Source organism: Pseudonocardia sp. N23 (assembly GCF_002583555.1).
Taxonomy (GTDB): Bacteria; Actinomycetota; Actinomycetes; order Mycobacteriales; family Pseudonocardiaceae; genus Pseudonocardia.
In genome coordinates, this window is sequence record NZ_BEGX01000009.1 from 53,841 (window position 1) to 66,555 (window position 12,715).

The following is a 12,715-nucleotide window of genomic DNA, read 5'->3' on the forward strand; positions in this document are numbered from 1 at the left end:
CCAGGAGAGAACGTGTCCGGAGTCAGATCCCGTTTCATGACGCGGTGGGCGCGCGTCGCCACCGCGGGCGTCGTCACCGTCCTGCTCGGGGCCACGGCGGCCGCCTGTGGCGACGCCGACGCCGCCGGCGGCGGCGGGTCCGGTGGGACCACCGACGTCACGATCGGAGCGGTGTCCAACGGCGCCGCCAAGGAGACCGTGGTGAAGGTCGACCCCGTCGAGTCGATCCGCAACGAGGTGCCCAAGGAGATCCTCGACAAGGGCCGGCTCGTCATCGGGTCCGGCTTCCTGCCGACCGGCGCCGCGCCGCTGGGCTTCGTCGGCACCGACCAGAAGACCCTGACCGGCTCCGAGCCCGACCTCGGCCGCCTGGTCGCGGCGGTGCTCGGCCTCGAGCCGGTGAACAACAACGCCACGTGGGAGAACCTGTTCGTCGGTATCGACAGCGGGCGCACCGACGTCGGCTTCTCCAACATCACCGACACCGAGCAGCGCAAGCAGAAGTACGACTTCGCCTGCTACCGCCAGGACAACCTCGGTTTCGAGGCGCTCGCGAGCAACCCGTTCACGTTCGACGGCACCGCGAAGAGTCTTGCGGGCAGGACGTTCTCGGTCGGCAAGGGCACGAACCAGGAGAAGATCCTGCTGCAGTGGCAGACCGAGCTGCAGGCATCGGGCCAGAACCTCGACATCAAGTACTACCCGGACGTCAACAGCACCTACCTGGCGCTGACCTCGGGCAAGATCGACGCGTACTTCACCCCGAACCCGAGCATCTCCTACCACGTCACCCAGACCGCGACCTCTCCGCAGCCGACCAGGAGCGCGGGCACCTACTCCGGCGCGGGCGCGTCGTTGCAGGGCCTGATCTGCGCGACGACGAAGAAGGACAGCGGGCTCGCGAAGCCGCTGGCCGACGCCGTCAACCACCTGATCCAAACGGGCCGCTACAAGCAGTGGCTCGACACCTGGAACCTGGCCAACGAGGCGATCCCCACGTCGGAAATCAACCCGCCCGGCCTGCCGTTGACCAATTCGTGAGCTGTACGGACACGACTTCCGGAGGGAGCGGGATGACGGTCCCGTCCGACGTACGACCCGGCCCCGCGGCGGAGCCCGCTGCGGAACGGGTGCTCGACAACGCCGCCTACACCTCGCTCGCCGGCCCGCACCGCGGGTTCGCCGAGGCCTACGGGACGGCGCTGCGTTACCGGCCCGACGTGTCCGTGTTCGCCGCGCTGCCGAGCGCGGCGAACCCGGACGACTGGGCCGACCTCGCGGTCCTCGCCGGACCCGGGGCGATGCTCGCGGTGTCCGGCCAGGCCGCCGACGGCGTCCCCGCCGGCTGGGAGGTGCTCGAGACGGGCCAGGGCGTCCAGCTCGTCGACGACGGGCTCGTCACCGGACCCGACGAGGAGGCCGTCCGGCTCGGGGCGGCCGACGTCGAGGAGATGCTCGCCCTGGTGGCGCTGACCAAGCCGGGACCGTTCGCGGCCCGGACGGTCGAGCTGGGCACGTACCTGGGCATCCGGCGCGGAGGGGCGCTCGTCGCGATGGCGGGTGAGCGCCTGCACCCACCGGGGTGGACGGAGATCAGCGCCGTGTGCACCCACCCCGACCACCGCGGCCAGGGGCTGGCGACCCGGCTGGTGCGGGCCGTCGGACACGGGATCCACGACCGCGGGGAGACGCCGCTGATGCACGCGGCGGCGTCGAACACGAACGCGATCCGGCTCTACCTGTCCATCGGGTTCCGGCTGCGCCGGCAGACGACGTTCATGGCCGTCCGCGTCCCGGACGTCGCAGGCCGATGACGACACCCGGCCCGGTGTTCCACTGGTTCCTGCCCACGGGCGGGGACTCGCGGACCCTCGGGCCGGGCAGCCACGGAGTCAGGATCGGAGCAGCCGCCGGCGGCGCCGCTTCCGCCGCGGGCCGCCCGCCCACGCTCGGCTACCTCACCCGGCTGGCGACGGCGGTCGAGTCGCTCGGGTTCACCGGCATGCTGACCCCGACGGGCGCGCACTGCGAGGACGCCTGGCTGACCACCGCCGCGCTGCTGCCCGCGACCCGCACCCTGCGGTTCATGGTCGCGTTCCGGTCCGGGCTGGTCGCGCCCGTGCTCGCCGCCCAGATGGCGTCGACCTACCAACGGCTCTCCGGCGGTCGGCTGCTGCTCAACCTCGTCGCCGGCAGCAGCGACGCCGAGCTGCGCGCCTACGGCGACGGGCTCGCCCACGACGAGCGCTACGACCGCGCGCAGGAGTACCTCGATGTCGTCGACAAGTCGTTGTCCGGCAGGCGTTTCGACCACGACGGCCGGTACTACCGCGTCGAGGGCGGGCACGTCCCCGACCCGGCCCGGCCGCGCCCGCCGCTGTACTTCGGCGGCTCGTCACAGGCCGCGGTACGCGTCGCCGCCCGCTGGGCCGACGTCTACCTGACCTGGGGCGAACCGGTCGAGCAGGTCGCCGAGAAGATAGCCACCGCCCGGACAGCAGCGGCCGGGCACGGCCGCGAGCCCCGGTTCGGGCTGCGCGTGCACGTCGTCACCCGGGAGACCGCCGACGAGGCGTGGGCCGCCGCGGAGCGGCTGATCGCCGGGGTCGACGACGACATGATCGCGGTCCGCCGACGAGAGCTCGCGGCGCTGGAATCGGTGGGCCAGTCACGGATGCTCGCGCTGCACGGTGGCGACCGCGACCGGCTCGTCGTCGCCCCCAACCTGTGGGCCGGGATCGGGCTGGTCCGCGGTGGCGCCGGCACCGCGCTCGTGGGCAGCCACGACGAGGTCGCCGCCCGGATCGAGGAGTACCGCGCCGCGGGCGTCGACGAGTTCGTGCTGTCCGGCTATCCGCATCTCGAGGAGGCCTACCACGTCGGCGAGGGCGTCCTGCCCCGCTTCGGTGTGGGGCCCACCGCTACAGAAGGAGCAGTCCCGTGAGGTTCCAGGTCCTCGACATCGTCCCCCACACCCCGCACCCCGTGACCGGGGAGATCATCTCCGTCCACGAGCGGCTGGCCCGCGTCGTCGACACCGCGGTGCTCGCCGAGAAGGTCGGGTTCGACTCCTACGCGGTCGGGGAGCGGCACGCGGGCGAGTTCGTGTCGTCGGCACCGACGGTGCTGCTCGGTGCGCTGGCCCAGGCCACCGACCGCATCCTGCTGTCGACGGGGGTGACGGTGCTGTCGCTGCTCGACCCCGTCCGCGTCGCCGAGGACTACGCGACGATCGACCAGCTCTCCGGCGGCCGGCTCGAGATCGTGATCGGCAAGGGCAACGAGGACAAGCACTTCCCGCTGTTCGGCCTCGAGCTCGCGAAGCAGTACGAGTACCTCACCGAGAACTACGAGCTGCTGCGCCGGCTGCTGCGTGAGGAGGGGGTGTCCTGGCAGGGCACCCACCACGCCGACCTCGACTCCGTCACGACGTTCCCGCGCCCCTTCGACGGCCCGTTCCGCATCTGGCACGGTTCGGCGACCTCCACCGCCGCGGTCGACCTGGCGGCGGAGTGGGGTGATCCGATCTTCTCGGCGAACGCGTTCCAGCCCCGGGAGAACTACCTGGTCCTGATCGACCGCTACCGCGAGCAGCTGGAGGCCAACGGCCACGACCCGGCGGTCGGCTACGTCGGCTCCGGATCGGGCGGGCTGTTCCTCGCCGACACCGACGAGGAGGCCGTCGCCCAGTACCGGCCGATCTACGAAGGCTTCGTCGCCAAGCTGACGGCGCTGCACGCGGGGGACGACCGGCCCGGCAAGACCACGTCGTTCGCGACGATCGAGGAGGCCGTCGCACATGGTCCCGCGCTGGTCGGGACCCCGCAGCGGGTCGCGGAGAAGATCGTCGAGTACCACAAGTCCTACCGCCACGACGTGCAGTCGGTGTCGGTGAACCCGGTGCTGCCCTACGCCCAGCAGCACGAGGTGCTGACGCGGTTCGCCGAGGAGGTCGTCCCGCTCGTGCGCCGCGAGGTGTCGACGACGCTGTGGACCGAGGCGGACCCGGGCCGCGCACGAGGCCTGTGAGTGGCGATGGTCGCTGCAGCGACCATCGCCACTCCCGAGCTCAGGCCAGGTCGGGGCGCGGCGGGGTCTTCTCGCCCGCCTCGACCGGGGCGGTCACGACGTTCCCGGCGGGTGGGAGCGGGCACGTCGCGTGGGAGGTGAACGCGCACGGCAGGTTCGACGCGCGGTTGAGGTCGACCGTCACCGAGCCGTCCGCGGCGGGATCGGCGTTCAGCACCGCCCGGCCGCCGCCGTAGGTCGAGTCCCCGGACGAACCGTCGCGGAAGTGCACCGACAGCCCGGCGAGCGCGACGAGCCGCTGCTCAGCACCGTCGAGGTCGAACACGACCTCGCCCATGGCCTCGAACCGGTGCATGAGTCCCTCGACGACGGCACCGACCGTGATGGGCCGCGGCGCGGGGTAGGGCTCGAAGCGGCCGGGCCGCACCCAGCGCTGCTCCACCGGGAAGGCGGGGACTCCCGCGAACGCGGTGCGCGTCACGGCCCGCGGGTCGCGCACCCGCAGCGCGTAGGAGTCGGTGCGGCGGATGACCTCCACCCGCCGCTCCCGCACCGCGACGAGCACACCGGGCTTGCCGTCGACGGGATCGACCCGGACCGTGCCGGCCACGGGTGTGCCGTCGACGGACACGGCGGCGTCCGCGTCGACGACGAGCTCGACGCCGCCGTCACCGGTCGCCCGCCACGTCCCCGGCAGGTCCGGGTAGGCGGCCGGCGCCTCGTCGAGCCAGTGCAGGCCGGTCAGCGACAGCCAGCCGTGCGGGGTCGCCAGCAGGTCCTCCCGGTCGCGGTGCCAGGTCTCCCAGTCGGCGACGAGAGCGCTCTCGGTGGTGGTCATGCGGAGGTCCTCCGTAGTGCGCCGGCGCCGCGGTGTGCCCACTCCGCGGCCAGCAGCTCGTGGCTCGCGACGCGGTCGGCGTGGTCGGTGGTGATGGTCGTGACCAGCAGCTCGTCGGCGCCCGTGACCCGCACGAGCGTCTCCAGCCCGGCGGCGACCGTGCCCGGGGAGCCGACGAACTGGGTGTCGACGCGGTCGGTGACCGCGGCCCGTTCGGCGTCGGTCCAGGCCCTGGCCCTGGCCTGCGCGGGCGTCGGGTAGGGCTGGGCGCCGCGGCCCGCGCGGATGTCGAGAACCCATCCGCCGTAGGGGGCGGCGAGGTCGCGGGCACGCTCGTCGGTCTCGGCGACGACCACGTCGGCGGACACCATGACGTGCGGCCGGGCCAGCCGCGCCGACGGGCGGAACGCCGCCCGGTACGCGGCGACCGTCTCCAGGACGGTGTGCGGCACCGTGTGGTAGCTCGCCGCGAAGGGCAGTCCGAGCGCCCCGGCCACGTCCGCGCTGGTACCGGCGCTGGAGCCGAGAACCCAGACGTCGAGGTCGGCGCCCTCGGCGGGCAGCACCGTCAGCGGCCGGCCGTCGGCGTCGGTTGCCGTCCCCTCCACATAGGACAGGACGTCGGCGACCTGGCGGTGGTAGTCCTGCGGCGGGGAGTCCGGGGAGATGCCCAGCAGCCCCGCGAGCGCCACGAACTGCGACAGGTCACCGATGAACCCGGCCTGCCGCGGGATCAGCAGCCCGCCGACGACCCGCGCCGGGGCAGGCTCGCCGCCGGGTCCGGCCGGGCCCGCGCCCCGCGCGGCGATGGCGAGGATCTTCTGGAGGTCGAAGCGGCCGAGCCCGAGGTCGACGCGGCCCGGGTACAGGGCGGCCGTGGTGCCGAACTGCTCGGCTATCTGGATCGGCGCGGTGTGCGGGAGCTGGACCGCCCCGGACCCGACGCGGATCGTGGTCGTCGCGGCGGCGAGGTGGGCCACCAGCACCGACGTCGACGACGACGCGACGCCCGGCACGAGGTGGTGCTCGGCGACCCAGTAGCGCAGGTAGCCGGCGCGCTCGGCGGCGCGCGCGAGGTCGAGGGTGTGGTGCAGGGCGTCGGCGGGCGTGCCACCGGCCGGGACCGGGGACAGATCGAGTACCGACAACGGAACGGTCATGACGCGGCCTCCACCTTCCGGGTCCTGCTGCCGGCGACGGCGGCCAGCAGCTCACGGGTGTAGTCCTCGCGCGGCGCCGCGAACAGCTCCTCGGTGGGCGCGAGCTCCAGCAGCTTCCCGTCGCGCATCACGCCGACGCGGTGGGCGATGCGACGCACGACGGCGAGGTCGTGGGAGATGAACAGGTAGGCCAGCCGCTGCTCGGCCTGCAGCTCGGCGAGCAGGTCGAGGACCTGGGCCTGCACCGACACGTCGAGCGCGGACACGGGTTCGTCGCACACCACGAGATCGGGTTCCAGCGCGAGGGCCCGGGCGATCGCGACGCGCTGGCGCTGGCCGCCGGAGAGCTCCGCCGGCCGGCGGTCGAGTACCGACACCGGCAGCGCCACCCGGTCGACGAGGTCGGCCGCCCGGGACCGTTGCTGGGCCGCCGTGCCGACCGTGAAGGCGCGTAGCGGTTCCGCGATCACCTCGGTGACGGTGAAGCGTGGGTCGAGCGAGGCGTAGGGATTCTGGTAGACGAGCTGGGCCCGGCGCCGCAGCGCCCGCCACGCCTCGCCCCGCAGCCTCGTGACGTCGGTCCCGTCGAACGTGACCGTGCCCGCGGTGGGGTCGGCGAGGCGCAGCACGAGCCGCGCGGTCGTCGACTTCCCGGAGCCGGACTCGCCGACGAGGGCGAGCGTCTCACCGCGCCAGATGTCGAAGGAGACGTCGTCGACGGCGCGCTGGGTCGCGTCGCGCCCGGCCGAGCGCGGCAACGGGAAGTCCTTGACCAGGCCCTGCACCGACACCAACGGAGGGGCCGTCGGGTCGACGTCCTCGGTGGGCGCGCGGCGCGCCGGCACCACGACCCGCGCGGGTGCTCCGGTCAGGCCGGGCGCGGCCGCGAGCAGCTTGCGCGTGTACGGGTCGGTGGGCGCGGCGAGGATCCGGGCCGTCGGTCCCTGCTCGACGAGCAGCCCGCCGGACATGACCGCGATCCGGTCGGCCCGGTCCGCGGCCACGCCCAGGTCGTGGGTGACGAGCAGGACCGCGGTCCCGGTCTCGCGGGTCAGCTCTTCGAGGTGGTCGAGGATGCGCTTCTGGACGGTCGCGTCCAGCGCGCTCGTGGGCTCGTCGGCGATCAGCAGCGCGGGCCCGGCGGCGATCGCGATCGCGATGAGGACACGCTGGCGCATCCCGCCGGACAGCTCGTGCGGGTACTGCCCCGCCCGCACGTGCGGCTCGGGCAGCCCGGCACGTCCGAGCAGGTCGATCGCGGCGAGCCGGGCACCGCGCCGGGAGGCGAGGCCGTGCACGCGCAGCGCCTCGGCGACCTGGCGGCCGACGCGCTGCACCGGGTTGAGCGACACCGTCGGGTCCTGCGGGACCAGCCCGATGCGGCGGCCGCGGATCGGGCGCAGCGCCCGCTCGGAGCGCCCGAGCAGCTCGTCCCTGCCGAGCACGACGCTGCCGGCCCCCACGGAGGCGTTGGGCGCCAACAGCCCGACGACCGCGTGCGCGAGCGTGGACTTGCCGGACCCCGACTCGCCGACGACGGCGACGACCTCGCCGGGTGCGATGTCGAGCGACACCCCGCGCAGCGCGGGCACCTCGGTCCCACCGGTGCGGTAGGTGACCTCCAGGTCCCGGACCTGCAACAACGGCTGGTCCGTCATCGCGCCGCCGCCCACTCGCCGTCGAGCGCCCGGGAGATGCGGTTGACCGACAGCACGGTCGCGGCGATCGTCAGGCCGGGCATGGCGCACAGCCACCACGACGTCGCGAGGTAGTTGCGGCCCTCGGCGATCAGCGAGCCCCACTCGGGCGCGGGTGGTGGAGCCCCGAAGCCGAGGAAGCTCAGCGACGAGATCGCGAGGATCGCCAGCCCGAACTCCAGCACGGCCAGCACGGCGATCGGTCCGGCCGCGTTCGGCAGCACGTGCCGGCGCAGCGTCACGTACCAGCGGGTCCCGACGGCGCGCGCCGCCTCCACGTACACCGACTGCCGGATGCGCAGCGTCTCCGACCGCATGACGCGGGCGAAGTTCGCGACGCTCGCCACGCCGACGGCGATCGCGACGTTGAGCGTGCCGTAGCCGAGTGCGGTGATCAGGGCGAGCGAGAGCAGGATCGCCGGGATCGCCATCAGGACGTCGACGATGCGCATCAGGGCCTCGTCGACCCAGCCGCGGACGAACCCGGCCAGCAGCCCCACCAGCCCGCCCGCGACGAGCGCGACCGCGACGGCGACCACCGTGGCCTGCAACGACAGTGCCGCGCCGTGCACGACCCGGGTCCAGATGTCGCGGCCGAGGTAGTCGGTGCCGAACCAGTGTCCGGGAGCCGGTGGGCGCAGCTTCTGCGCGGGCAGGCCGGCCGACGGGTCCCCCGGCGCGAGCACGTGCGGCGCGAACGCTGCGACCAGCACGGTGAGGACGACCAGCACGGCGACGACGAGCCCGGGCCGGTGCAGCAGGAACCGGCCGAGCCGGCGCCACCGCCCACCCGGGTGCGGCACCGGGACCGGTGGCGCCCCGGTCCCGGTGGCGATCTCCCGCACGAGCAGTTCGGTCACGCGTACACCCCCGTCGCGATCCTCGGGTCGAGCAGCGGGTGGACCAGGTCGACCACCAGGTTGACCACGACGAACACCAGCGCCGCGAACACGACGATCCCCTGCACCAGCGGGATGTCCTGGGCCCCGACCGCGGTCACGGTGAGCCGGCCCAGCCCGGGCCGGGTGAACACCGTCTCGACGACGACCGTGCCCGCCAGCAGGTTGCCGGTGACGTAGCCGAGCACCGTCAGCGCGGGCACCGCCGCGTTGGGCAGCGCGTGGCGCAGGTGCACCGCGACCGGGTCGGCACCCTTCGCGCGTGCGGTCGTCGTGTACGGCTGGTCGAGCGCCTGGCTCAGGCTCTTGGCCAGCACCTGCGCGACGAGCGCCCCAGTGGTCAGCCCCAGCGTGACCGCGGGAAGGATCGCCGACGCCGGGCCCGCGACCCCGCCCGACGGCAGCAGCCGCCAGCCGAACGCCACGATCTGCACGAGCATCAGCCCGACCCAGAACACCGGCAGCGACACCGCGAGCGACGGCAGCGCCAGCAGGGACTGCCGCAGCCAGCGCGCCCGCGTGTACGTCGCCAGCAGCGCGAGCGCGCCGCCGAAGACGATCGCGAACCCGAGGCCGAGCACCGCGATCTCCAGCGTCGGCGGCAACGTCTGTGCCACCGCGACGCCGACGTCCTGCCCGTTCTGGATCGAGGCCCCGAAGTCGCCGGTCAGGGCGGCACCGAGGCGGTGCAGGTACTGCACGGCGAACGGCTCGTCGAGCCCGTAGCGGGCGCGCAGCTCCGCGAGCTGCGCCGGGCTCACCGGCTCGCCGTCGAGCCCGCCGCTCGCCATCGTCGCGACCGGGTCGCCCGGCAGCAGGTAGAGCACGACGAACGACACCGTGAACGCCGCCCACAGCACCCCGGCCGCCAGCACGACTCGCCGGAGGAGGTAGCGGGCCAGCGGCGGAACCGTCACTGCGACTTCCAGGCGTCGTGGAGCTGGATGCGCGACGACGCGTCGAACGTGACACCGTGCGTGGTGGACGCCAGCGCCAGGACCGTCGTCAGCTCGACGACGGGGACGACGTAGTACTGGGCCAGCAGGTTGCGCTGGGCGTCGGCGACCAGCGTGCTGCGCGTCGCCGGGTCGGCCGCCGAGGCCTGCGCGGTCAGCGGCTGGTCGAGCGGGCTCGGCGGGAACCGCAGGATGTTGACCCCGCCGCTCCAGTACTGGCTGCGCAGGATGTCGGGGTCGGCCCGGGTGAGGTTGAACCACAGGCCGGAGAAGTCGCCGCTCTGCTGGATCGCCGCGACGTCGGAGATCTGTTTCTCGTCGAGCTGAAGGTCGATACCCGCCGCTGCGGCCTGCTGCTGCAGCAGCTCCAGGGTCGGCTTCACGCTGCCCAGGTTGTTCGCGTAGACCACCGGGATCGTCAGGCGCTGCCCGTCCTTGGCGCGGATGCCGTCCGGTCCGCGGGCCCAGCCTGCGCTGTCGAGGGTCTGCTGCGCCTTCGCGAGGTCGAACCCGAGCTGCGCCGACTGGTCGGTGTAGTCCGGGGTGCTCGACGCGAGCGCGCTCGTCGCCGGCTTGGTCTGCGAGGTGTAGATCGCCGAGACGACCTCGGGCCGGTTGATCGACAGCGACAACGCGGTCCGCACCGCCGGGTCGGACACGACCGGCTTGGACAGGTTGAACGCGATCTGGAACGGCAGGCCGGGGTTGGCCCGCGCCAGCAGCTGGACGCCCGCGGCCGTCAAGGGCGCCTCGTCCTGCTGGCCGATGCTGGTGATCGCGTCGACCTCGTTCGACTGCAGCGAACCGGTGCGCACCCCGGACTCGGGGACGACGCGGAACTCCAGCTTGTCGAGATAGGCCTCGCCGGGGTGGGCGAACAGCGCCGAGCCCCACGCGTACCCCGCCCGCTTGGCGAGGACGGTCGACTGGTTCTTCGTGTAGCTCTCGACGACGAACGGGCCCGATCCGACGACCGCGGCGCACCGTTCGTCATCGCTCTCCGCGACCGTCGCCGCCGACAGGATGCCCAGGCTGTGGGTCGACGTCGCCTGCAGGAACTGGACGTTCGGGACCGAGAACGAGACGGTGAAGGTGTCCGGCCCGGTCACGGTCGTGCCGGTGTAGCCCGCGAGGTAGCCCTTGGGCAGCGACGCCCGCACACCCAGCTTCGGTACCGCGTCGAAGTTCGCCTTCACGACGTTCGCGTCGAGCGGGGTGCCGTCGCTGAAGGTGACGCCCGGGCGCAGCGTGAACGTGTAGGACGTCGCGTCGGGCGCCACCGTCCATGTCGTCGCCAGCCAGGGCTTGATGTCGCCCGTCGCCGGGTCCTGGTCGGTGAGCGAGTCGACCAGCTGGCGCACCGAGTAGACCGAGTCGTTGCTGGTGACCTGCTGGGGGTCGAGGCATCCCTGGTCGCTGGACACGGCGAAGCGCAGCGTGCCGCCCGCAGTGGGCGGGCCGGCGTCGGCGGCCGGGCCGGTCGCGGCGCCGGAGCCGCACGCGGCCAGCAGCAGTACGGCGGATGTCGTGAGGGCCGCGGCGGCGGCGCGCAGCCTGCCGGGGCCGCGCCGGGAGCCGGCGAGGTGGATCGTGCGCATCGGGGGTGTGCGTCCTTCGGGGTGCCCTGCCCGGTCCGCGCCACGCAGGTGCGGCGCCGACGGGGTCGGGTGGGGTGAGCGGGAGGGGTCGACGACCTGCTCAGGCCGGACAGGCCGCGCTGGTCACTCGCAGGAGATCGACGTGCAGCCGGTATGCACCCCGGTATGTCCCCATGACCGCCTCCATCGTTCCCGGCATGAGCACCCTCGCCCGCGGTCGCGGGGGGTTGCTGCGGCGTCGTCGAGCCAGGTCTCTCGGCCGCTCTGGATGGTCCCGGCGGTCACCCGCCGTGAGCCGACAGTACGGAGCGGGCGGCGGTTCCTGTCAATCCGGACATCTGATCCCGTGATGTGGAACGGCTCCGCAACCGGTCCGGTCCTCTCCGACCCCGAGCGGGTCGTCGCAGGTCGGCGAGGGTGCGGCCGATCATCTCCTGTCCCCCGGACAGGGCGGAACCACGACCGGAGTGGCGACGGCCACGTGCGGACTCGCGCAGCGAGATACACGTGAGCGCCCTCCGTCGGCCCGCGGACCGCGGTGGTGCGCCTCGCGTGTGGCCGGCGGCGCGACGTGCTCGAGGAGGTCGGCTCCGACGCGCTGTTCGCCCTGTTGCGGGCCACCGAGGGTGGAGGGGCTGGCCAACGCCCGCGCCTGCGTCGACCGCTGCCGCCGCGACGACCTCGCGCCCGCCGTCGCCCAGACCGACGTCAAGGGCGACCGGTCGCTCGGCCCGTCGCAGCAGGCGGCTCCCGACCTCTACCTGCGCATCGTCGACAGCGACGCGGACTCCATCACCGTGCGCGAGACCAAGACCCACACCTCGTTCTCGGCCGATGCCGACGAGATCGTCGTGCCGCCCACCCGCGCGACGGGCCCAGGCGACGCCGACTGGGCCGTGTCGTTCGCGGTGCCCGTCGACACCCCGGAACTGAGCCGCCACGTCTCCGCCTACCTCCCGGGCGAGCTCGACGGGTTCGGCTTACCGATCCCGTCGCGGCACAAGCTGCTCGGGTCGCTGACCGTGTTCGACGACGTCCCCATCCCCCGCGACCGCGTCTTCCGCGACCGCCGCCCCGAGCTCGCCGGCTCGTCGCGGACGTCCCCGACGGGCATGTCGAGCGCCGCCGCGATCAGGCCGATCACACCGGATGTCGATCACGCGCGACTGCGGCGGACAGTACGCCGCGTCCAGACAAACACGACACCTGGGGGTGACGACGGATCGACTACCCAACATGTAGTGTCTGGATCACTGGTGGTTCGCCTCGCATCCCGCGGGGCGGAGCAAGAGGGAACCCGGTGCGAGTCCGGGACTGCCCCGCAGCGGTGAGTGGGAACGACCGCCGTCATGACGCACTGGGCGAGAGCCCGGGAAGCGACGGTCAGTAGGTCCGGCAGGTGTCCCTGCCACGCCCGCGAGTCCGAAGACCTGCCATCAGTGCGCGCACCTCCGGTGCGCGCGTCCGGAGCCTCGAGGGAAGGCGCCACGGACGGGCGCCGGTCCCCGGCCCTCTCCGCGCGTGCCCCCACGGCTCCG

The 12,715-nt window shown here is 73.4% G+C and carries 10 protein-coding genes, 1 pseudogene and 2 riboswitches; of the genes and pseudogenes, 5 read left to right on the forward strand and 6 right to left on the reverse strand.

Going from position 1 to position 12,715, the window contains the following annotated elements:
* Positions 1-12: 12 nt before the first annotated feature.
* The 4 genes from TOK_RS04685 to TOK_RS04700 are packed head-to-tail and all read left to right on the forward strand — an operon-like array spanning position 13 to position 4,029.
* Entirely contained in the window at positions 13-1,041 is a 1,029-nt protein-coding gene (locus tag TOK_RS04685; protein ID WP_253258178.1) for a transporter substrate-binding domain-containing protein, read from the forward strand.
* Between the two features lie 32 nt (positions 1,042-1,073).
* Complete coding sequence (locus TOK_RS04690) at positions 1,074-1,814, forward strand: GNAT family N-acetyltransferase (protein WP_098956545.1); 741 nt, start codon at positions 1,074-1,076, stop codon at positions 1,812-1,814.
* Entirely contained in the window at positions 1,811-2,944 is a 1,134-nt protein-coding gene (locus TOK_RS04695; protein ID WP_098956546.1) for an LLM class flavin-dependent oxidoreductase, read from the forward strand. Before TOK_RS04690 ends, TOK_RS04695 begins: the two co-directional genes overlap by 4 nt.
* The gene (locus tag TOK_RS04700) at positions 2,941-4,029 is read left to right on the forward strand and encodes an LLM class flavin-dependent oxidoreductase (RefSeq protein WP_098956547.1); all 1,089 of its coding nucleotides are present in this window, start codon (positions 2,941-2,943) and stop codon (positions 4,027-4,029) included. The genes TOK_RS04695 and TOK_RS04700 overlap by 4 nt, the downstream gene beginning before the upstream one ends.
* 40 nt (positions 4,030-4,069) lie before the next feature.
* On the opposite strand, the gene TOK_RS04705 is transcribed toward TOK_RS04700, so the two are convergent.
* The 6 genes from TOK_RS04705 to TOK_RS04730 are packed head-to-tail and all read right to left on the reverse strand — an operon-like array spanning position 4,070 to position 11,177.
* On the reverse strand, positions 4,070-4,867 hold the full coding sequence (locus tag TOK_RS04705) for a DUF1684 domain-containing protein (RefSeq protein ID WP_098956548.1): 798 nt from the start codon (positions 4,865-4,867) through the stop codon (positions 4,070-4,072).
* Positions 4,864-6,027 (reverse strand): LLM class flavin-dependent oxidoreductase, encoded by a 1,164-nt coding sequence (locus TOK_RS04710; RefSeq protein WP_098956549.1) that lies wholly within the window; start codon positions 6,025-6,027, stop codon positions 4,864-4,866. The genes TOK_RS04705 and TOK_RS04710 overlap by 4 nt, the downstream gene beginning before the upstream one ends.
* Positions 6,024-7,685 (reverse strand): ABC transporter ATP-binding protein, encoded by a 1,662-nt coding sequence (locus TOK_RS04715; RefSeq protein WP_098956620.1) that lies wholly within the window; start codon positions 7,683-7,685, stop codon positions 6,024-6,026. Before TOK_RS04715 ends, TOK_RS04710 begins: the two co-directional genes overlap by 4 nt.
* Positions 7,682-8,584: an ABC transporter permease gene (locus TOK_RS04720; RefSeq protein ID WP_098956550.1), complete on the reverse strand. Its 903-nt coding sequence runs from the start codon at positions 8,582-8,584 to the stop codon at positions 7,682-7,684. Before TOK_RS04720 ends, TOK_RS04715 begins: the two co-directional genes overlap by 4 nt.
* Positions 8,581-9,540: an ABC transporter permease gene (locus TOK_RS04725; RefSeq protein WP_306305126.1), complete on the reverse strand. Its 960-nt coding sequence runs from the start codon at positions 9,538-9,540 to the stop codon at positions 8,581-8,583. Before TOK_RS04725 ends, TOK_RS04720 begins: the two co-directional genes overlap by 4 nt.
* Positions 9,537-11,177 (reverse strand): ABC transporter substrate-binding protein, encoded by a 1,641-nt coding sequence (locus TOK_RS04730; RefSeq protein ID WP_098956551.1) that lies wholly within the window; start codon positions 11,175-11,177, stop codon positions 9,537-9,539. Before TOK_RS04730 ends, TOK_RS04725 begins: the two co-directional genes overlap by 4 nt.
* Positions 11,178-11,357: 180 nt before the next feature.
* Positions 11,358-11,452: riboswitch (SAM riboswitch) on the reverse strand.
* 351 nt (positions 11,453-11,803) lie between these two features.
* On the opposite strand from TOK_RS04730, the pseudogene TOK_RS35225 reads away from it, so the two are divergent.
* A pseudogene (locus TOK_RS35225) lies at positions 11,804-12,226 on the forward strand (4-hydroxyphenylacetate 3-hydroxylase N-terminal domain-containing protein); the annotation flags it as partial.
* A 191-nt stretch (positions 12,227-12,417) separates the two neighbouring features.
* Positions 12,418-12,630, forward strand: a riboswitch (cobalamin riboswitch).
* Positions 12,631-12,715 lie beyond the last annotated feature (85 nt).